This is a genomic window from Paraburkholderia sp. GAS199 (assembly GCF_050436585.1).
Classification (GTDB): Bacteria; Pseudomonadota; Gammaproteobacteria; order Burkholderiales; family Burkholderiaceae; genus Paraburkholderia.
In genome coordinates, this window is the sequence record NZ_JBNDMM010000001.1 from 190,447 (window position 1) to 208,153 (window position 17,707).

The 17,707-nt window shown below is 59.6% G+C and carries 16 protein-coding genes; 7 read left to right on the forward strand and 9 right to left on the reverse strand.

Features of this window, described 5'->3' with window-relative positions; translation table 11 throughout:
* Window positions 1–46: 46 nt before the first annotated feature.
* The 4 genes from P3T18_RS00795 to P3T18_RS00810 all read right to left on the reverse strand — a co-directional run bounded on the left by P3T18_RS00795 (window position 47) and on the right by P3T18_RS00810 (window position 5,634).
* A complete protein-coding gene (locus P3T18_RS00795; protein ID WP_429298003.1) occupies window positions 47–2,557 on the reverse strand; it encodes a type VI secretion system Vgr family protein in 2,511 nt (836 codons plus the stop codon).
* 749 nt (window positions 2,558–3,306) lie between these two features.
* On the reverse strand, window positions 3,307–3,588 hold the full coding sequence (locus tag P3T18_RS00800; protein ID WP_429298004.1) for a hypothetical protein: 282 nt from the start codon (window positions 3,586–3,588) through the stop codon (window positions 3,307–3,309).
* A 562-nt stretch (window positions 3,589–4,150) separates the two neighbouring features.
* The gene (locus P3T18_RS00805) at window positions 4,151–4,762 is read right to left on the reverse strand and encodes a fumarate hydratase C-terminal domain-containing protein (protein ID WP_429298005.1); all 612 of its coding nucleotides are present in this window, start codon (window positions 4,760–4,762) and stop codon (window positions 4,151–4,153) included.
* Window positions 4,762–5,634, reverse strand: a complete 873-nt coding sequence (locus tag P3T18_RS00810) for a fumarate hydratase (protein WP_429298006.1) — start codon at window positions 5,632–5,634, stop codon at window positions 4,762–4,764. Before P3T18_RS00810 ends, P3T18_RS00805 begins: the two co-directional genes overlap by 1 nt.
* Before the next feature lie 154 nt (window positions 5,635–5,788).
* Here P3T18_RS00810 and P3T18_RS00815 point away from each other — a divergent pair, with 154 nt between their 5' ends.
* Complete coding sequence (locus P3T18_RS00815; RefSeq protein WP_429298007.1) at window positions 5,789–6,811, forward strand: ketopantoate reductase family protein; 1,023 nt, start codon at window positions 5,789–5,791, stop codon at window positions 6,809–6,811.
* 3 nt (window positions 6,812–6,814) lie between these two features.
* Here P3T18_RS00815 and P3T18_RS00820 read toward each other — a convergent pair whose 3' ends face one another.
* The 4 genes from P3T18_RS00820 to P3T18_RS00835 all read right to left on the reverse strand — a co-directional run bounded on the left by P3T18_RS00820 (window position 6,815) and on the right by P3T18_RS00835 (window position 10,555).
* A complete protein-coding gene (locus P3T18_RS00820) occupies window positions 6,815–7,633 on the reverse strand; it encodes a hypothetical protein (RefSeq protein WP_429298008.1) in 819 nt (272 codons plus the stop codon).
* 22 nt (window positions 7,634–7,655) lie between these two features.
* The gene (locus P3T18_RS00825) at window positions 7,656–8,282 is read right to left on the reverse strand and encodes a flavin reductase family protein (RefSeq protein ID WP_429298009.1); all 627 of its coding nucleotides are present in this window, start codon (window positions 8,280–8,282) and stop codon (window positions 7,656–7,658) included.
* Window positions 8,283–8,324: 42 nt separating this feature from the next.
* A complete protein-coding gene (locus tag P3T18_RS00830) occupies window positions 8,325–9,287 on the reverse strand; it encodes an amidohydrolase family protein (protein WP_429298010.1) in 963 nt (320 codons plus the stop codon).
* Window positions 9,288–9,382: 95 nt separating this feature from the next.
* Window positions 9,383–10,555, reverse strand: a complete 1,173-nt coding sequence (locus P3T18_RS00835; protein ID WP_429298011.1) for a porin — start codon at window positions 10,553–10,555, stop codon at window positions 9,383–9,385.
* Between the two features lie 387 nt (window positions 10,556–10,942).
* Between P3T18_RS00835 and P3T18_RS00840 the strand changes: the two genes are divergently transcribed.
* The 6 genes from P3T18_RS00840 (at window position 10,943) to P3T18_RS00865 (ending at window position 16,823) form a co-directional block, all read left to right on the forward strand.
* On the forward strand, window positions 10,943–12,262 hold the full coding sequence (locus tag P3T18_RS00840; protein WP_429298012.1) for an MFS transporter: 1,320 nt from the start codon (window positions 10,943–10,945) through the stop codon (window positions 12,260–12,262).
* A gap of 39 nt (window positions 12,263–12,301) precedes the next feature.
* Complete coding sequence (locus tag P3T18_RS00845) at window positions 12,302–13,021, forward strand: HpcH/HpaI aldolase family protein (protein WP_429298013.1); 720 nt, start codon at window positions 12,302–12,304, stop codon at window positions 13,019–13,021.
* Between the two features lie 105 nt (window positions 13,022–13,126).
* Entirely contained in the window at window positions 13,127–13,888 is a 762-nt protein-coding gene (locus P3T18_RS00850) for a DNA-binding transcriptional regulator (protein WP_429298014.1), read from the forward strand.
* A 171-nt stretch (window positions 13,889–14,059) separates the two neighbouring features.
* Complete coding sequence (locus P3T18_RS00855) at window positions 14,060–15,289, forward strand: acyl-CoA dehydrogenase family protein (RefSeq protein ID WP_429298015.1); 1,230 nt, start codon at window positions 14,060–14,062, stop codon at window positions 15,287–15,289.
* Between the two features lie 42 nt (window positions 15,290–15,331).
* Entirely contained in the window at window positions 15,332–15,856 is a 525-nt protein-coding gene (hpaC, locus tag P3T18_RS00860; RefSeq protein ID WP_429298016.1) for a 4-hydroxyphenylacetate 3-monooxygenase, reductase component, read from the forward strand.
* A gap of 187 nt (window positions 15,857–16,043) precedes the next feature.
* Window positions 16,044–16,823 carry a class II aldolase/adducin family protein gene (locus P3T18_RS00865; RefSeq protein ID WP_429298017.1) on the forward strand — a complete coding sequence of 260 codons (780 nt, stop codon included), beginning with the start codon at window positions 16,044–16,046 and terminating at the stop codon, window positions 16,821–16,823.
* Between the two features lie 61 nt (window positions 16,824–16,884).
* On the opposite strand, the gene P3T18_RS00870 is transcribed toward P3T18_RS00865, so the two are convergent.
* The gene (locus tag P3T18_RS00870; protein WP_429298018.1) at window positions 16,885–17,691 is read right to left on the reverse strand and encodes an ethyl tert-butyl ether degradation protein EthD; all 807 of its coding nucleotides are present in this window, start codon (window positions 17,689–17,691) and stop codon (window positions 16,885–16,887) included.
* Between the last annotated feature and the right edge of the window lie 16 nt (window positions 17,692–17,707).

Here is a 17,707-nt window from a genome sequence, read left to right on the forward strand (position 1 = left end):
AGCTATCCTTTATTCAGTTCGTTTTTACGGGGCTGCCCCATCGTTGTCACCCCGAAAAGTCCACGAACCTTTTCGGCTCGCTGTTGGTCCACGTGGGGAACTTCTCATCAAGCCGAACGGGCCCATTGAAACCGTGCTGAGAGCCCTTCACATCGATTGCGCCCGGCGCGTGAATCTCGATGTTGCCATCTTTCAGCCGGATGTATGCGCCACCCGAGGTCAGCAGGATTTCCTGTTTCGCCATGCCTTCGATGGCCTGTGTCGCCGAGATGAGTTTGACGGACTTTTGCGCAGTCACTTCGATGTTGTCGTCGTGCGCCTGAATCTCGACCTTGCCTCTGCCCACGAACAGCTTCATGCCTGCGTTTTGCACGAAGAGACTGAGCTTTTGCGCGAAGCTCGCACTCAGGGACTTGCCCGTTGCCACATGAACACTTTGGCCGCTGACCAGATTGATCTGCTCGTTGGCTGCGATATGCGTTGATTGCTGCGTCGACAGCGCGATACTCGAAGAGCTCGCCATCAGCATGACGGGCTCGCTGAACGCATTCGCGCTACCCGTGCCGCCACAAGCCGTGTTGCCGCCGCTCGCCCTCGCGCCCGGTGCGCTCGATAACGTTGCCTTTGCGAAATCCTTCAGGGCGTTCCGGCCGTCAGTGAACGCTTCGGCCTGATGGGTCTCGCTTGCTTGCGAGAGTGCATCCATTACGCTCTGTGCGTTGGTGATCTGCGTGTGTGCTTCGCTTACGTCGAGTTGCTGACTTGCTGCGCTCTTCGCGTACGTGCTGACGTAAAGGCCCTGGCCTGCCCGGATCGCGCCAAATGCATCCGACTTCAAATCGAACCCACTGCCGAGATAGCTGCCTCTTTCATTCCCATTCTGTGCAATCAAATAACCCATATGCAGATATGAATTCGCGCCGCTGCTGTAGAGCTGAAGACGGTTCTGCCCGGTCGCATCGTCCATCACAAGCTGGTTGTAGCCACTGCCTGCGAACTCTTTGGATCGGTAGCCAGACAGCAAACCATTCGAATGCCACTGTGGCTTGGTCGCGCCGTTATAGACACGTGCAACTACAATCGGCCGGTCGCAATCGCCATCGACGTAATCAACGAGTACTTCTTCTCCCGCACGCGGCAGATGGACGCCGCCATAACCGCCGCCCGAATCCGACTGCGCGACTCGCAACCAGCACGACGCGCGCTCATCGCCACCATTGAGCCGGTCCCAGACGAAGCGCACCTTGATGCGATTCAGTTCGTCGGTATAGACCTCTTCGTTCTGCGGGCCGACGACTATCGCCGATTCAAGCTGCACATCCGGCTTCGCGTGCTCGAATGGACTGCGATAAGGTATTGTCGTTCGCTGTGCCTCGATATCGACGCGATAGAAGCCTTCTGATCCATCGCTGGTCAACGCGTTCGATGCAGAACGCAGACTCGCGACAGTCTGCTGAAGACTATGTGAAAAGACCGGCGCATCATTACTGACAGGCAGGTTGTTCTCGATCGTCCAGACGGTTTCGATTACAGCGAATTCCCGCTGATCGGCCGCATCGCGATCATGATCGGGATGTCCGCTCAATGTGAAGCGCTGTCCGACATCGATACCGCGCACACCGCCAACGCCATGAAAGCGCTTCGCTTGTGACTCCCACTCTTCCATGCGGATACGCGAAAGCTGATCGCCGCGATCCTGCTCGCCGTAGGTGTAAGCACCGGTATATTCGTAGACCTCGGCCTGCGCCGGCAACGCGCCCTGCATGGGCATCGTCGGCGTGCTGGTGCCCTTCGGGTTATAAGGACCGGAGGGACTTTTATAGTCAAACGTACGCGTCGTCAGCAGCGCGCTTTGCAACGTGCGCGTGCCCGACCATTGCGTGAGCGCATCCGTTTCGCTGTTCGTTCCAGCGCGGTAGAAGCTCACCGTTTGCGGCGACGTGGGGTTGAACGACGACAGATTGTCCGTGATCACCAGCGTGTGCGCTTTGCCATCCTCGGCCTGTTGCCAGAAACCATAAAGACCTTCCGACTCCAGCAATCGATGCACGAAGTTCCAGTCGTACTCGTCTTGCCGGCAATACGAACGCGCAGGCAACTGCCCTGACAGCGCAAACTGGAAGCGCCCTTGAGCCTGAGGATGGGCATTGAATACATCGCTGACGATTTCCTCGATGCTCACGTCCTGCCAGATCCGCTGATCGCGCCTGAATTTGAGGAAATGCATCCACGACGCAAAGCCGATCTGATAGCTAGTGAGCACGCTATCTGAACCGAGCCGGCGTGCGGTATGGACAAAGCCGTTATGCGGCAAATAGGACTTATCGGACTGCTGGATCCAGAGAGTAACAGGCTGCGCGATCAGTTTCTTGAGTTCGATGTTCGACGACGTCGAAACGACGTCCAGCGTGAACTCGAAGTGCCGCCCGATACGCGATTTGCCGACCACTCGTTGCGGCACGAGTACATCGCTGCCAAGCGGCGTATCCAGTTTCAACAGCCGGTCATCCTGTGCAAGACGACCTGTAATGGCCGCGATAACGTCCTGCGCCCCCATAACGCCTCTTTTTGTCCGTTACTATTTAACCCGCGCGATTCTACAAGAATAAAACGAATAAACCATTATTGGATATTTAAAAATTTTTAAATGGCCATCGAGAAAGGTTAAATATGCACCGGGCATTTCAAATTGCATGAAACTTTTACTTATGGCTTATTCGCCCGGTAATGCGTACCGAGCACTTTTGCGGCAATTCAAGCCGCGCACGCCGTAAGCTTTCATAGCCGATTTGGTCTGTTGCGACTCGGCCGTCGCCGGATATAACCGGTAACTCGTCGCCAGGATCGGCTCAGTAGAAACGACGTCGATAACGAATATCGTCGAGAAAGGAAACGCCGGTCCAGTTAGATTAATAAGGGCGCGCAGAAGCGATCCGAAGAAGCCATCGCGGTAAGTGGCAAGACCGGCGCCGCCTCTGCTCTTGAAGCCCTTTTGAACGAAAGGGTCGACAAAGCACACATACTGCGGTGCTCGATGCAACGTCCTCTCGCACTACCGGGCGAGGCGATATTGACAATCGGAAAGCGACCGGGACGATCAGCGCAAGGGCTTTCGCTGTAGCGAACCAGCACAAAACGTTTTTATTCGTCGCGTACAGACCCGTTTCGTCGATCCTCTTGGGACCTCCCTTGGTAAAGGCAAATCGAGCATTGTCAGCGATTCATGTCATCGCGTCGAATGACTCTTTTGGCCGTCTGTGGAAGCTCAGCGTCATCGCCGCTGAGGGATTGGGTTGGTCCGCAGGCTCATTTCGGCCGTGCAAAAATTGCACGGACTTCAGTTTTCCAGTCGAGCAGCGATTGGGCGACGCGGTTGAAATGTTCAGGATTCGCATCCAGACCGATTCGCTCGCTCGTGATGCTGTCAAGGTATGCCGCAATTGTCGACGCACTCGCTCCCTCAACCTGCATCATTGAAAAAGCGATGGGCAGATACGCATAAAATTCGTCGCGTGTCGCCGGGCTGTTTGCGACGCTAAACGTAGAAAAGAACTTCGTCCACTCGTCGGTACAGTTCCAGTTCGTCATCGGCCAATTTTTGTCCCATCAGCTTTCCTTTATATCACTACTCGCTCATCAAGAGACGGACACGGAAATTGTCCGCAAAATAGGCGTCGGCGTCGACCGACCGTTCATGCCTGAATGCCGCCTCATGCAATTGGCATACACAACTTCAACGATGCCGCGTTGCGACCGGCAGCACGCGCCCCTCACCTGCCTCGACGCGACAGCGAGGGCTTCCAGAGTGCAGTTCGTACTTCGGTTTTTTGACAGCGCAGCTTTGCGCACCAGCGCGCCGGCTACGGCGCGACCGGTACACTTGCCTATGCGTCGTTGGTCTGCCCGATCACTTGACGTTTCGCACGTCGTCAAACACCGGGGTTTTCAGCTCGCATCAACGAGCCACCCGGTATGCCTGCACTTCCGCTTGCGCGTACTCGCGCCCGAGTAGGTAATGCCACGCGGCGCGCTCGGCAAGGAACAGGCCCCAGCTTCTGTTTTGAGCAGTTGCTTTTGAATAGAAAGCGAATCAGCTACAACGACATCAACGCGAGCGCCGCCCGTAGAAATAAAACAAAGCCCCTCCCTGCTAACCATTGCCAAGCGCCCGAATGATGTCCGGCATGCGCTCCGTGGCTCGTTCGTGCAACTGCGTGTAAAGACTGTTGCCATGCGCATCGATTGCGACCGTTGCCGGTCCGAGTTGTTCGACCTCCAGAGTGAGCAGCCGGAATTGCGAAATATATTCAGGCCAGTTCATCGCCACGACCCGTCGCAACGAGCGCGACAGTAAGTTCGCGCCGCCACCAAGAAACGACAGATAGACACCGCCGCATTCGCGTAAAGCGGCGACACTCGCTTCGTCGAGACCGCCCTTCCCGCCCACGAGTCGCACGCCCAAACCGCGTATCAGCGTCGGCATCCAGGGGTTATAGCGCGTGCTGGTGCTCGGATTCAGATAAAGCGGCACTGGCCCGGCTGCCGTCTCGTCGACATACGTGCTCAAGTGAAAAAACGCGCCGTCACGTAGATCGACCGGTAACGGCGTTCCGTTCGTAATCGCCTCCGCCATCCGGCGATGCGTCGGCAGTCCAATGGTCACCGTGATCTCGCCCGACAACCGGACCATGTCGCCAAGTTTGAGATCGAGCACGCTTTCACGCGTGAGCGGCAAACGCAGATCGTGTATTTTGCTCATCATCAGCCTTCCATGAATTCGACGCGACCGTCGCCGTGAATACGCGCCGCTGTGCGCCGGTTGATCCAGCAGTTGAAGCAGACGGCGACCGGAACGAATCCGTGGCTCGCTGCGTAGTCGATGTGGACGGCCATCGCGGTCGTGTCGCCACCTGTGCCCATCGGCCCGAATCCCATCGCGTTGACCGCATCGAGCAGGCGGCGCTCCATGCTCGCAAGAACAGGCTCGGGATTGGTCTGGCCGAACGGCCGCAGCATCTGCTCTTTCGCGAGACGCGCCGCATAGTCGAACGTCCCACCAATGCCTACGCCGATCACGAGCGGCAGGCAAGGCTGCGAGCCCGCGCGCAGCATCGTGTCCAGCACAAAGCGCTCGATCTGTTCGTGGGTCGGATAGACGAACGCCTCAACGGCCTCCCAGCGGCCTGTGCCCATTGCTTTCGGCGCGCAGACAATATCGACGTAATCGGCGTCGTCGATCATGTCGAAGCTGACGATCGGCATGTCCTTGCCCGCATAACTGCGCTCGTGCGTCAGCGGATTCGTAACCATCTTGAGGATAGGCGGCGAAATGTTCGCTGCGAGTTCCGCGAAGCCTTCCCGGATTGCGGCGCGCACCGGTCCATCGAATTGCACGCGCGTGCCGATCTTGATGCTGTAGGTTGGAATGCCGACATCGCTGCACACCAGCGTACCGTCACGCCGCGCACCGTCGGCGCTTTCGAGCATGATCGTCAGCGTGGCCTTGCCGGTTTCGTTCGTCTCGCTGCGCGACGCGCGTTGCAGGAAAGCGCGCGTGTCGTTGGGAATCGCTTTGAGCGAACGTTCATAGAGTTGCGCGGTGACGCGCTTGAGAGTCGAACTGTCGATGGACATCTCTTCAATCCTTTAGATGGAGCGCGGCCGAAAACCGTCCGCATGATGCATACGGGAGAAAGATTTCGCCAGGAGGAAAGCGCGCAAAAAATTCCGGACGAGTCGAGCGACACGGCGACAATAAGTCGATCTGTCGATCGGAACCGAAGCCACCATGAATCAAATATCCACTCAGGCGCGACATATCGGAATTGTTGGCGCGGGCGCAATTAGCGGTCATTTCGCTGCGCGACTTGCACTCGCTGGGCACCGTGTCTCGATACTCGCTCGAGGCGCAACGCTGCACGCGCTCGACGCTTCCGGGTTGCGCTACACCTGTCCGAACGAAGCCGAACGCGTTGTGCCAGTCGAGGCCTACGCGCACAGCGCCGACATGGGCCATCAGGATCTGGTCGTAATCGCGCTGAAATCGCACACGTTGCCCGGCATTGCCGCGTCGCTCACGCCGCTGATCGGCCCGGACACGATTGTGCTGCCGGTTGGAAACGGCTTGCCGTGGTGGTATTTTCTCGCGCCCGGCCAGCCTCTCGAGGGTTTGCGCCTCGCCAGCGTCGATCCTGACGGCGACATCGAGCGCGCGTTCGCTCTCGAGCATGTGCTGGGTGGCAGCGTCATGGCGTCGTGCAGTTCGCCCGCGCCCGGCGTCGTGCATCACCACAGCGGCGGCAACATCGTGATCGGAGAACCCTGCGGTGGCGTGAGCGCACGCGCGAATGGCTGGGCGCAGTTGCTGAGCGCCGCCGGCCTGCCGACTTCCGCAAGCGAAGACATTCGCCGCGATCTGTGGATCAAGCTGCTGGGCAATGCCTGCGCCAATCCGTTGAGTCTGATCACCCAGGCGAGCACGGATCGCCTGATCGACGATTCCGGAACGCATGCGCTGTTCGCCAACCTGATGAAGGAGTGCCTCGCGCTCGGCCGGTGTGCCGGTCTTTCGCTCGATATCGACATCGCACAACGTATGGAGCGAACGCGCCGCCTTGGCGCGATCAAGACCTCGATGCTGCAGGATCTCGAAGCCGGTCGCCACGTCGAACTCGATGCCATTCTCGGCGCGCCGCTCGAATGTGCGAAACAACTCGAATTCGCCGCGCCACTCATGCAGATGGTGTTTGCGCTCGCGCGGCTGCGCGCCGCACAAGCCGGTCTCTATGGCGAACATGCCGGAGCTCGCTGACGATCAGGCGCGGGTGTAATCGGCCGAGTTGGAAACCCAACCCTTATCGATGAAGTCCTTGCGCGGCGGCGAGAAAACATCGATCAACAAATGACGGCCCTCACCCACACCTTCGGTGGTGTGGATCAACTGAACCGGCACCGTAATCATCGATGCAGGACCCGCTTCCAGATGCTGGTCGTCGCGCCACTGGTTCGCGTCCGCGCCCCATTGCACACGCAGGTGGTGTACAAAATGCCCTTCGATAGCAAGCGATCCTTGCTCGAAATCCGTGTGACTGTGCGGGCTGAGTTTTGAACGATCGCGCGCATCCTGATACTCCACCCAATTGATGCTGAGCGTGTCGGTCTGCAGCATCTTTAAGCGCGGCTTGTCCGCAGGCGGACGGATATCGTCGATGGCAATCACCTGCAACTCGCCATTCCCGTGTGTGCGTCGATAGCCGGCCTCACTGCCGACAATGCGCGCATCGGGCGACGCATAGTCATTTTCGTTGCACGCGACGCCCGGCGCCAGATCATCACGCGAGGACGCGATCAACACCGCACGACCACCCGCTTCCGGTCGCACGGTGACGTCGCCCGCCGGCAGCACGCACACGCTGCGGCCTGACACGGTTTGCGCCACACCATTTCCCACGCGCACCTCGGCACCGTGCTCGGGAAGCAGCAAAAGCATTTCTCGCGCGCTATGCGCGTCGAACGTCTTACCCTCGCCTTCGAGCCACTGCACAAAAAAATTCTGCCCACGCGCCACGGCGCCAGGCGTGAGATCGTAGACGGCGGTGTCGCGCACGGCAGTATCGGTGGTACTGGTCATCATGTTTCCCTCAATGTTGTCGAAGTTAGTCGCGCCGCGGACTCGGCCGGCCCAGTACATCCATGCGGCCTACAGTCGCGTAACGGTTCCCGTCCATGCGTGTGAGCGGCTCCGTGCCGGCAGTGTCGAAACGGCCTTCCGCATCGACGAAACGGTCATCCAGATGCACGCCGACAATGCGGCCGAAAACCACATGGCTGAACGTTTCGCCCGGACCAGTCGGCTCGATCTCGACAATTCTCAACAGGCGGCATTCCATGCTGGCAGGTGAAGCCGCCACGCGCGGCGGTTTTACGATCGAACTCGGCGCTTTTTCGAGGCCGGCCAGTTCGAACTCGTCGGTGCCGTAGGGCGCGTTCATCGAGCTGAGATTCATCGGCTCGCGCAAATCCCAGGTCACGAGATTGGTGACGAATTCCCCGGTTTCGCGCACGTTGGCGATCGTGTCCTTCTCGTGTCGGTCAGCCGGCGCATTGCAGGAAAAAATCACCACCGGCGGTGCCGTCGAAACGAGATTGAAGTGTGAGAATGGCGCGAGGTTCACCTGCCCCTTGCCGTTCATGGTGCTGATCCAGCCAATCGGGCGCGGCGCGACAATCGCATTGAACAACGTACGCTTGAAGTCCGGCGTGGCCGCAAGATCTATAAACATGGCCCTCTCCTATTGCAAACCCCGAAGTACGCATGAGCCTGGTCAGCCACGCGTGCCACCTTTCAGAAACACGCGCTTGCCGGTTTCGTACAGCACGGCGTGACGCTCCGCGTCGTTGAGCAGGCTCGTGGCGTCGAGCATGCGCTGAACCATATCCTTGTACGTACCCGACGACGTGCCGATGTCGGAACCCCACATGATCCGGTCGGCGCCGAACATATCGACTGCGCTACGCAGCGCCTGATCCGCGGGCGTATTGGTTTCCCGGTAGATGTCGAGATTGATCGACGTGAACTTGTAGAAGATATTCGGCTCCGCGGCGAGCGGCTCGAAGCGTTCGTCGAAGCCGTAATTGTCGTCTTCCACTTCCGGTTCGAGCATGTGATCGAGCACGACGCGCAGGTTCGGATAGCGTCGCGCCAGTTCGATAATGGCCGGCACCGACGGACCGCCACCGCCGATTGCGAGCACTTCGAGATCCATCACGATGCCGAATTCGTCGGCCACGGCCCACGTTTGCAAGGCGCGCGGCGAATTCATCCACGGCATCGTGCCATCGGCTTCACGGCCACCGAACAGGCGTACACCCGCAAGACCATGATTCTCGATGTACGAGCGCACCAGCGCAGGCGTGCCTTCGTCTTCCGCATCGAGAATGACGACGGCGGAAAACACGTCGGGATACGCATCCGATGAATCGAGGATATAGCTGTTATCAAACCGGTAAACCATGCGCTTTTGCACCGCCACCGCGCCCTCGACGCGCTCATCGTCCATCCACGGCAGCATGCGCGCGACGTCCGGCACCTCGTTGATCGGATTGACACCATGCTTGCCGCCCGGAAGGCCGATCACGCCGGGCAGACGCGGTGGCGCATTCGGCGAGCGCTTCATGGGATTGCGCGGATAACGCGTCTGATCGTCGGCGACCAGATGGGCATGCGAGTCGAACAGTTTGATTCGCTGATCACCCGAGGCGTTCGGATTGTTTTGCAAAGAAGGCATGTCGTCTCCAATGAGGTCGAATGGTGCGAAGGCAGATGCCGCATCGGACCGTCGGCGCCGCTATCAAGCTCGGCCGACGGCGTGCTGCGAAGCGCCTAGAAAAGATGGCGGATGCCGAAAGTGAGACCGGTTTGCGTATCACTCGAGGACGGCGTGGCGAAAGTCAGCGCGGCGACCGCGCGGTGACCTGTCGAATCGAAACCGCCGGCCGTCTCACGCAACACGACGAAATAAAGATCCGTGCGTTTTGACAGCGAGTAGTCGGCACCGACATTCCATTGCTGGTAACTCGCGCCGCTCTCTCCGTTATAAGAACTCGCCCGCGTGTAGGTATAAGCCAGTCCCAGCTGAAGCGACGTTGTCACACGATATTTCAGATTCGCTTCACCCGTGTTGAATGTTGCAGTTTTGCCGGCTTCGGCCGGCGGCGGTTTCGCCCCAGTCACGGCAAGCGCGCCGATATCGAAGAACTTCGTGTTCGTATAGATTCCGCCGACCGTGAATGCACCGAACGCATACGATGCGCCTGCGCCGACGACCTGCTGCGACGCCGCTGTCGCATAGCCGCTGAATACCGGACTCGCGAAGTTATTGCCGGTCGCGCTGCTGGTCGCGTTGTTGCCGAAGAGCGAGAAGTTGGGGTTCTTCACATACAGATAGGCTGCCGCTATCTTGAACGGCCCACCGTCGTAATCGACGCCGGCGGAAATCATCTCGTTCTGCGTCGTGTTGCCCGCGATGCCGCCGAGGCTATACGTGGCACCCACCTGCACGCCGCGATAGCGCGGACTGACGTATTTGATGGCGTTGTTCGCACGCTCGGTGCCGTCGACGTCGTCGAGACCTGCGGGATGGTAGCCCCAGCCCGCGCCGCGCGCCGCCCAGTCAGTGCCCGAGGAGAACGGCCCCAGATAACTCGACAGAGTGAGGTACTGGCGGCCCAGCGTTACCGTACCGTAAGGTGTGCCGAGTCCAACGAAAGCCTGCCGGCCGAACATCAGGCCGCCTTGCAGCGCGCCGGTCGTGGTGGTGAAGCCGTTTTCGAGCGTGAAGACCGCCTGGTAGCCGCCGCCGAGATCCTCCTTGCCCAGCACCCCAAAACGTGACGCGCTCTCGTTGCCGCCCGCAATCGCGAACTGGGACTTGCCTCCCGCGTTGCTGTTATAGCGAAAGCCGGCGTCGACGATGCCGTAAAGCGTCACGCTGCTTTGCGCATGCGCTGAACAGGCAATGCCGCACGCGGCGATCAATGACAACGATTTCTTCATGTGGGGTCTCCTCACAGTGTTGTAGCCCGTTCGCGTTCGTTCGCGTTTATAACGGTTCTCCGAAGCCGCCCGGCGCAGGTTTCTGGCGGTGCAACGTTCGACGCCTCGCATGGTTCCACGTCATCCCCGGCGAGCCAAGCTCGCTGCAGCAACTTTCCGCACAGCGGAAAGCATGGGGTGTTACCTGGCCCTGTAAGCAAAGCCCGCATGTCATGGATTCCGCCACGCGAAATCTTCACGAAAGCCCCTTTGACATGCGGGACGTGGGACGTAGTATTGGCCGCCATGGACCCGACCTCGTTCAGGGACGGCCACAATGACATGAAGCCGAGCCCACGCCGCGTGCTTTTGCGCCGCGTTCAATCGGTCCGCTACGTTGGAGGAGAGATGGAAATTTCCGTGACCCAAACGGCCAATCCCGAAGTCACGCACGACGAACGCCTGATCCGGCGCGTATGGTGGCACATCATGCCGCTGATTCTGGTGACGTACCTGGTGTCGGTCATCGACAAGATGAACGTCAGCTTCGCGAAGCTGCAGATGGTGCATCAGATCGGCCTGACCGAGACGGCTTACGGGCTCGCGTCGTCGTTATTTTTTATCGGCTATCTGATCTTCGAAATTCCCAGCGCGCTCGGCGTTCATCGTTTCGGAGCACCGAAATGGATTTTCCGCATCGTTCTGAGTTGGGGCATCGCAACCTTGCTGATTGCCTACATTTCCTCGGGCTCGGCATTCGCGGCATTGCGCTTTCTCGTCGGCGCCGCCGAAGCAGGTCTGTATCCAGGCATCGTCTACTACCTCAGCGTCTGGTTTCCGCGCCGCTACCAGGTGCGCGCGCTCGCGCTGCTGACGCTCGGCAGCGCGCTCGGCAACATGCTCGGCTCGGCATTCGGCGGCATGCTGCTGTCGCTCGACGGCTTCTGGCATCACGCGGGCTGGCAGTGGGTGTTCATTGTCACCGGCGTGCTGGCGTTGATGCTCGCGCCGGTCGTGCTGTACTGCCTGCCGCGCAGTATCGACACAGCGTCGTTTCTCGACCCGCATGAGCGCAACCGGCTCGCGCGTATGGTTGCCGACGAAGCACCGGCGGCCAATCATGAAGGAAGCGTGTGGAGTGTGCTCTGCGATCGTAAGGTGCAGGTGTTTTCGCTTGGCTACACGCTGCTACTCACGTCGCTCTACGGGTTGATCTACTGGCTGCCGACGGTCATCAAGGGTTTCGGCGTGTCCAGTTCGCTCAACGGACTGCTGACGATGTTCCCGTGGGCGCTGACCGCCGCGCTGCTGCTGATCGTGCCGCGCATGCTGACGAAAGAGCGTCACGTGCGCGTGGCGGCAGCGACGATCGGCGTGACCGGTTGCGTCGCCTTCGTGGTCAGTCTGCTCGTCACCGATGCCACGTTGCGCTATGTCGCGCTCGTCGTCGGTACGCCCTGCACCTCGCTGCTGCTACCGTGCTTCTGGTCTCTACCTTCCCGATATTTCAGTGGACGGCGCGCCGCCGCAAGTCTCGCCGCGATCAGTAGCATCGGTAACTTCGGCGGCTTTCTCGCGCAAAACGCCATGCCGTGGATCGGTAAAACGCTCGGGCATCCCGCCTACGCGATGCTGCTGCCAGCACTATGTCTGCTGCTGCTCGGCTGCACCGCACTCGTCATGCAGATCGGCGCAGCTCGCCAGCCGGTCGACCCCTCCTCGTTCTGATACGGCGCTTTCATTTTGCATTCATCCACGGCTACCACCATGCACGACACTTCCGCGCGCCAGATCGGCACCTTCGTCAAAACCGGCGCACCGCAGATCATCGAAATTCTCGGCGGTGCAGGGCTGCATTTCGCCGTGATCGACGCCGAACACGCGCCGTTCGATCGCACCACGCTCGACATCATGGTGATCGCCGCCCGTTCCGTGAATCTGCCGCTGTTCGTGCGGATTCCCGACATGAAAGCCGCGACTATCCAGTCCGCGCTCGACCTCGGCGCGTCCGGCCTGCTGGTGCCGCACGTCGATTCCGCCGAGCAGGCGCGCGCACTGGTTGCGCGTACCCGCTTCATCGACGGCGAGCGAGGTTTCTCCAGTTCGCCCCGCTTTGCCGGCTACGGCGCAATGGGTATGGAGAAGGCAGTCGCTGCGGGGAACGGCACTGTCGTCATGTGTCAGATCGAGAGTCGCGCGGGCTGCGCGGCCGCCGCTGAAATCGCCAACGTGGACGGCGTATCAGGGCTGTTCGTTGGACGGGCCGATCTGGCATTGTCGTTCGGACTCACCAGCGCGCGTGCGCCCGAAGTGATGCAAGCCACCGTCGAGGTGCTAGACATTGCCCGTCGCGCCGGCAAGACGGCGGGCGTCGCTCTCGGCGAACCGAACGAATGTTGCGAATTCGAACAGATGGGCGCTACATGGTTCGTAATCGGCTCAGACCAGTCGCTCCTCCGCAAGGGCGCGCTGACTTTGATGGTCTGACTGCCCCTTCGGCGCACACGCGAAAACCTGCGATAATTCGCGTTTCTCGCCGGGCAGGCGTCAGATTCACCGATACGCGCCCGACCACACGAGCAAGGCAATACGATGGCGGAACGCGACACTTCGATCCGGGCAGTCGAACGGGCAATCACGCTGCTGCGGGCACTGAATCAGATGCCTGTTTCCACGCTCGACAGCCTGCATCAGTCGACTTCGCTACCCAAGCCTACGCTAGTCCGGCTGCTGCGAACCTTCGAAGAACTGGGCCTCGCTGCGCGAGGAGCGAGACCCGGCGAATACCGTTTGCTCGACGGCGTCAACGCATTGAATTCGGGCTATCACCACGTTCCACGCGTCGTCGAAATTGCTGCGCCGCTCGTGCGCAAACTCACGGAAGAAATCAAATGGCCGATCGCCGTCGGCATGCTCGACGTCGACGCGCTGGTCGTGCGTTACAGCACCATTCCGTATTCACCTCTCTCGCTGCTCCATTCGTCGATCAACATGCGTTTGAGCCTCGTCTCGCGTGCATTGGGGCGTGCGTATCTTGCCTTCTGCTCGCCCGAAGAGCAGGAGATGCTGCTGGAAGTTGTGCGCCAAAGTCATCATCCCGAAGACCGGCTTGCTCAGGATCAGTCAGGCGTTCAAGCGATGCTGGATCAAACTCGCGCGCGTGGGTACGCGTTGCGCGACTCTACGGTCCGACCCGTGTCCGGCACACTTGCCGTACCGGTGATGGCGAAAGAATTCGTTGCCGCTTCGATTGGACTCACGTGGTTTGCTTCGGCGCTGACGACTGAGAAGGTCGTCGAACGATATCTGGATCAGATGTTGGATGTGTCGAGAAAAATTTCAGAGCGACTGTGATGGCCCGTAATTGATCGAGCGTTGTTTTCGAACACCACAAAATCCACCTCGCGCCGCTCGACCAATCAACATGAATCCCATTCATGTTCTCCATTTTTGACCTTCATTTGACGGTGATTAGCGCGGCCTCTAATTTACGTTCCATTGCATACCTCACCACCGACCGATGCCATGGACAAGCCGCTAAACGATCTGGAATTTGCTGGTATCCGTAGTTCCTCCTTTCATTCGCCGGCGTCTCAGGAAACCGCATACCCGCAGCAAGGGGCGATCACGCTCGACACCCTCATCGACGAAGTCGAGCGGCGCCGCGACGAATTCGACGCCCTGTCGCATGTGCCGCGCGACATGATCGCCACGATGAAGCGCGCCGGCATTTTTCGCGCAAGCACGCCCCGACGTTTCGGTGGCGACGCGCTTCCCCCACCCCGCTTCCTTGAAATGCTCGAACGTCTCGCGGTCGCGGACGGATCGACCGCGTGGGTCGCCGCATTCGGTTCGGCCAATACGTATCTTGCCGCGCTGCCGATCGAAACACAGGCGATCATTTACGCGAACGGTCCCGATCAGGTCTTCGCGGGCGGACTTTATCCGCCGCAAAAAGCGGAGCGCACTGAAAGCGGCTTCAGCGTAAGCGGTCAATGGCGTTTCGCGAGCGGCTGCAAAGGCGCGGACTGGATCGGCGTCGGTATCGGAGGCGTGCCGCCGACCGCGCAGAACGAACCCGATGCGGGCAAGCCTTTTACCGCGGTATTTCCGGCGAATGAAGTAGAGATCGTCGATAACTGGAACGTGGTCGGCATGCAGGGCACCGGCAGTCACGATCTGCGTTTGAAAGACAAACTGGTCGGAAGCGAGTGGACCTTTGTGCGCGGCGGCGCTGCGCTGATCGACGAACCGCTCTACCGCTACCCGGCCATCGCCTACCAGGCGCAAGTGCACGGCGTCTGCAACCTCGGGCTCGCGCGCGCCGCGCTGGATCTCCTCGCCAGCCTCTCCGGCGTGACGAAAACGACCACCGGCGCGCCGCGTCTCGCAGATCGCGCCTATTACCGCTCGGGTCTCGCCAAAGCCGAAGCAAATCTGCGCAGCGCACGCGCTTTCTTCTTTGATACCGCCGAGCAGGCGTGGCAAACCCTGATCGCGGGCGATCCGGTCCTGCCGGCGCAAGCGAGCCTGCTGCGCCTGTCGGCTACGCACGCTGCTCAGACGGGCGCGGAAGTCGTCATGCAGGCCTATCAGATGGCAGGCATCGGTGCGATCTACCGCGAGAACCGTCTTCAGCGGCTCGTCCGCGATTCGATGGTCGTTACGCAGCACGCTTTTCTTGGCGAAGGTGTCTATGACGCAGCGGGTGCGCTCTTCGTCGGCATGCCGCCCGCGTTCGCGCCGTACCCCTGAGTTGGCGAACCCAACCCAAACCAGAGACAGGTTCTGCCCGACATGATCACCACTACAACCGCGATCGCAACCCAGCAACGGTTTCGCGATGCCATGTCCCGTCTCGCGGCGGCTGTCAATGTCATCACCACGGATGGCGACGGCGGGCGCTGCGGCATCACTGCAAGCGCCGTCTGTTCCGTCACCGACTCGCCGCCGACGATGCTCGTGTGCATCAATCAGACGAGTTTCGTGCATGACGTGCTGCGCCAGAACGGCAATGTGTGTATCAACGTGCTGGGCGCGACATCGCAGGAGACCGCGAAGACATTCGCAGGCATGACGGGCTGCTCGATGGCAGAGCGCTTCGAACACACGGCCTGGCAGCCGGGCGTGCTGCCGGTTCCCGTGCTTTCCGATGCGATCGTGCGCCTGGAGGGAACAGTGGACGACATCAAGACCGTCGGCACGCACTCCGTCATGTTCGTGCGCATCCATCACATCGACTTGCATGAAACGCGCGACAGTCTCGTCTACTTCGCTCGTCAATTTCATCGGCTCCCTGCTGCTGTGACGCAGCAGGCCTGATGAAGCTGCGCCCTCTTCTCCAGATAGCGCTATAGATCCGGTTTATACATCCACTGATATCTGGTCGATTTGATCGGCCACGCCAGCAAAACTACACTGACTGCTCCAGAACCCATTGCGAAAGTGGGACGATAACCGCCGCACGCATGGGTTCGCCCGAACTCTCTTCACGCAACGAGGTAAATCGATGGAAGACCACCGAACATCCCAACCCCCAAGCCACTTACGCAATTGCAGTGCAGCCGAATGGGAGGCTCGTCTGAAACTGGCGGCGACGTATCGCGTTTTCTACATGATCGGCTGGCACGAGCTGATCTTCAATCACATCACGTTGCGCGTGCCGGGCGAGCGCGACCAGCTGTTGATCAACCCGTTCGGTCTGGCGTATGACGAGGTGACGGCATCGAATCTGGTGAAGATCGACCTGAAGGGCAATATCCTGAGCGACAGTGATTATCCGGTCAATCCGGCGGGCCTGACCATCCATAGCGCGCTGCACGAGCACGTGCCGGATGCGCACTGTGTGATGCATATCCATACCACGGAAAGCGTCGCGGTCGCGTGTATGGAAGAAGGCCTCGTCGATCACAACATCTATTCGTCCCAGTTGCACGACAAGATTGCCTATCACACCTTCGAAGGAACGACGGTTCATGACGACGAGAAAGACCGCCTCGTCACGTCGTTGCGCAACAAGAACCTGCTGATCCTTCGCAATCACGGACTGCTCTCGCACGGCGTGACGCTCGGTCACGCGTTCGTACTCATCTGGACGCTCAATCGCGCATGCGAGATACAGGTGGCGACGCATTCGATGCGAGGCAACATCCTGCCCGTCCCTTCTACCATCAGCGAACGTTCCACTCGCGACGCGCTTCAGTACGATCCGCGATTCCGCGGTGGAGACCAGGTGCTCGACGCACTCATTCGCCGCCTCGATCGTCAGGACACCAGCTACCGTCAGTAACACACGCATTCAACCCGATCGACGTATCGAGACGTCGATCGGGTTTTTTTGCATTATCGATTCAATAGAGCCGCGCCACGCTTTCCATCGCGTAATGCGTGCTCCCACCCGAAAACGGTGGAAACCGCAGCCCGTCTTCCCTCATTTCGTGCCGTACGTTGGATGCCAGCGCGTCGTTGAGCGCAGACGGACTGTCGAACACGACCTTATTTCGTTGCATCAGATCGACGCGCTCGACATCCAATGTATTCGGGCTATCGACTCGCGTGAATATCTCGGCTTCACGAATGTTCGGAAACGTGACCATGATCGGCGCGTGATGATCGATGTAATGGCGTAGCCATCCATGCAGATTCTCCGCCGGTCCCGGATAGGCGACGAGAAACGTGCAATGCGGTCCCGACGATTCATCGGCGAGACGCGGGTTGATTTCCGGCACACTGAAACTGCGCGCCGCCATCGTTTGCTGGGTCCACGTATAGCGAATCTTCGAGATCCGGCTTATTTCTGCCAGAAGCCCGGCCACTGCGCCGTCGCGATCGCAACTCTTCTCCAGTAAATCGAGTTCGCTGAAGTAGAGCTGCAATACCCTGTCGGGTGGACGCTCATGGGCACTATAGGGATCGCTGACATTGTCGACGACAGGCGTGTGGACGATGGCCTTGGTCAGTCCATCCAATGAGGCCTTGCGGCTCGCCTTGCAGCTCCTCAGCCACGCGTGAATGGCAGCGGACTGGTCAGTCGTTCCAGTTCGCGTAGTTGCGGGTTCGTCGGCATGAGCCGACGCTTCCAGATGAAGGATGAATCTCACACAAACCCCTAACCAGAAGAAGTCAACATGCGCCGGCATCCGCTTTGCCGGTGGCAAAACATGGATGCCGGCT

What these genes read in the sequence shown, in the direction of transcription:
- P3T18_RS00795 (WP_429298003.1), bottom strand. Translation starts at nt 2,557, where the DNA reads ATGGGGGCGCAGGACGTTATCGCGGCCATTACAGGTCGTCTTGCACAG.
- P3T18_RS00800 (WP_429298004.1), bottom strand. Translation starts at nt 3,588, where the DNA reads ATGACGAACTGGAACTGTACCGACGAGTGGACGAAGTTCTTTTCTACG.
- P3T18_RS00805 (WP_429298005.1), bottom strand. Translation starts at nt 4,762, where the DNA reads ATGATGAGCAAAATACACGATCTGCGTTTGCCGCTCACGCGTGAAAGC.
- P3T18_RS00810 (WP_429298006.1), bottom strand. Translation starts at nt 5,634, where the DNA reads ATGTCCATCGACAGTTCGACTCTCAAGCGCGTCACCGCGCAACTCTAT.
- P3T18_RS00815 (WP_429298007.1), top strand. Translation starts at nt 5,789, where the DNA reads ATGAATCAAATATCCACTCAGGCGCGACATATCGGAATTGTTGGCGCG.
- P3T18_RS00820 (WP_429298008.1), bottom strand. Translation starts at nt 7,633, where the DNA reads ATGATGACCAGTACCACCGATACTGCCGTGCGCGACACCGCCGTCTAC.
- P3T18_RS00825 (WP_429298009.1), bottom strand. Translation starts at nt 8,282, where the DNA reads ATGTTTATAGATCTTGCGGCCACGCCGGACTTCAAGCGTACGTTGTTC.
- P3T18_RS00830 (WP_429298010.1), bottom strand. Translation starts at nt 9,287, where the DNA reads ATGCCTTCTTTGCAAAACAATCCGAACGCCTCGGGTGATCAGCGAATC.
- P3T18_RS00835 (WP_429298011.1), bottom strand. Translation starts at nt 10,555, where the DNA reads ATGAAGAAATCGTTGTCATTGATCGCCGCGTGCGGCATTGCCTGTTCA.
- P3T18_RS00840 (WP_429298012.1), top strand. Translation starts at nt 10,943, where the DNA reads ATGGAAATTTCCGTGACCCAAACGGCCAATCCCGAAGTCACGCACGAC.
- P3T18_RS00845 (WP_429298013.1), top strand. Translation starts at nt 12,302, where the DNA reads ATGCACGACACTTCCGCGCGCCAGATCGGCACCTTCGTCAAAACCGGC.
- P3T18_RS00850 (WP_429298014.1), top strand. Translation starts at nt 13,127, where the DNA reads ATGGCGGAACGCGACACTTCGATCCGGGCAGTCGAACGGGCAATCACG.
- P3T18_RS00855 (WP_429298015.1), top strand. Translation starts at nt 14,060, where the DNA reads ATGGACAAGCCGCTAAACGATCTGGAATTTGCTGGTATCCGTAGTTCC.
- hpaC (WP_429298016.1), top strand. Translation starts at nt 15,332, where the DNA reads ATGATCACCACTACAACCGCGATCGCAACCCAGCAACGGTTTCGCGAT.
- P3T18_RS00865 (WP_429298017.1), top strand. Translation starts at nt 16,044, where the DNA reads ATGGAAGACCACCGAACATCCCAACCCCCAAGCCACTTACGCAATTGC.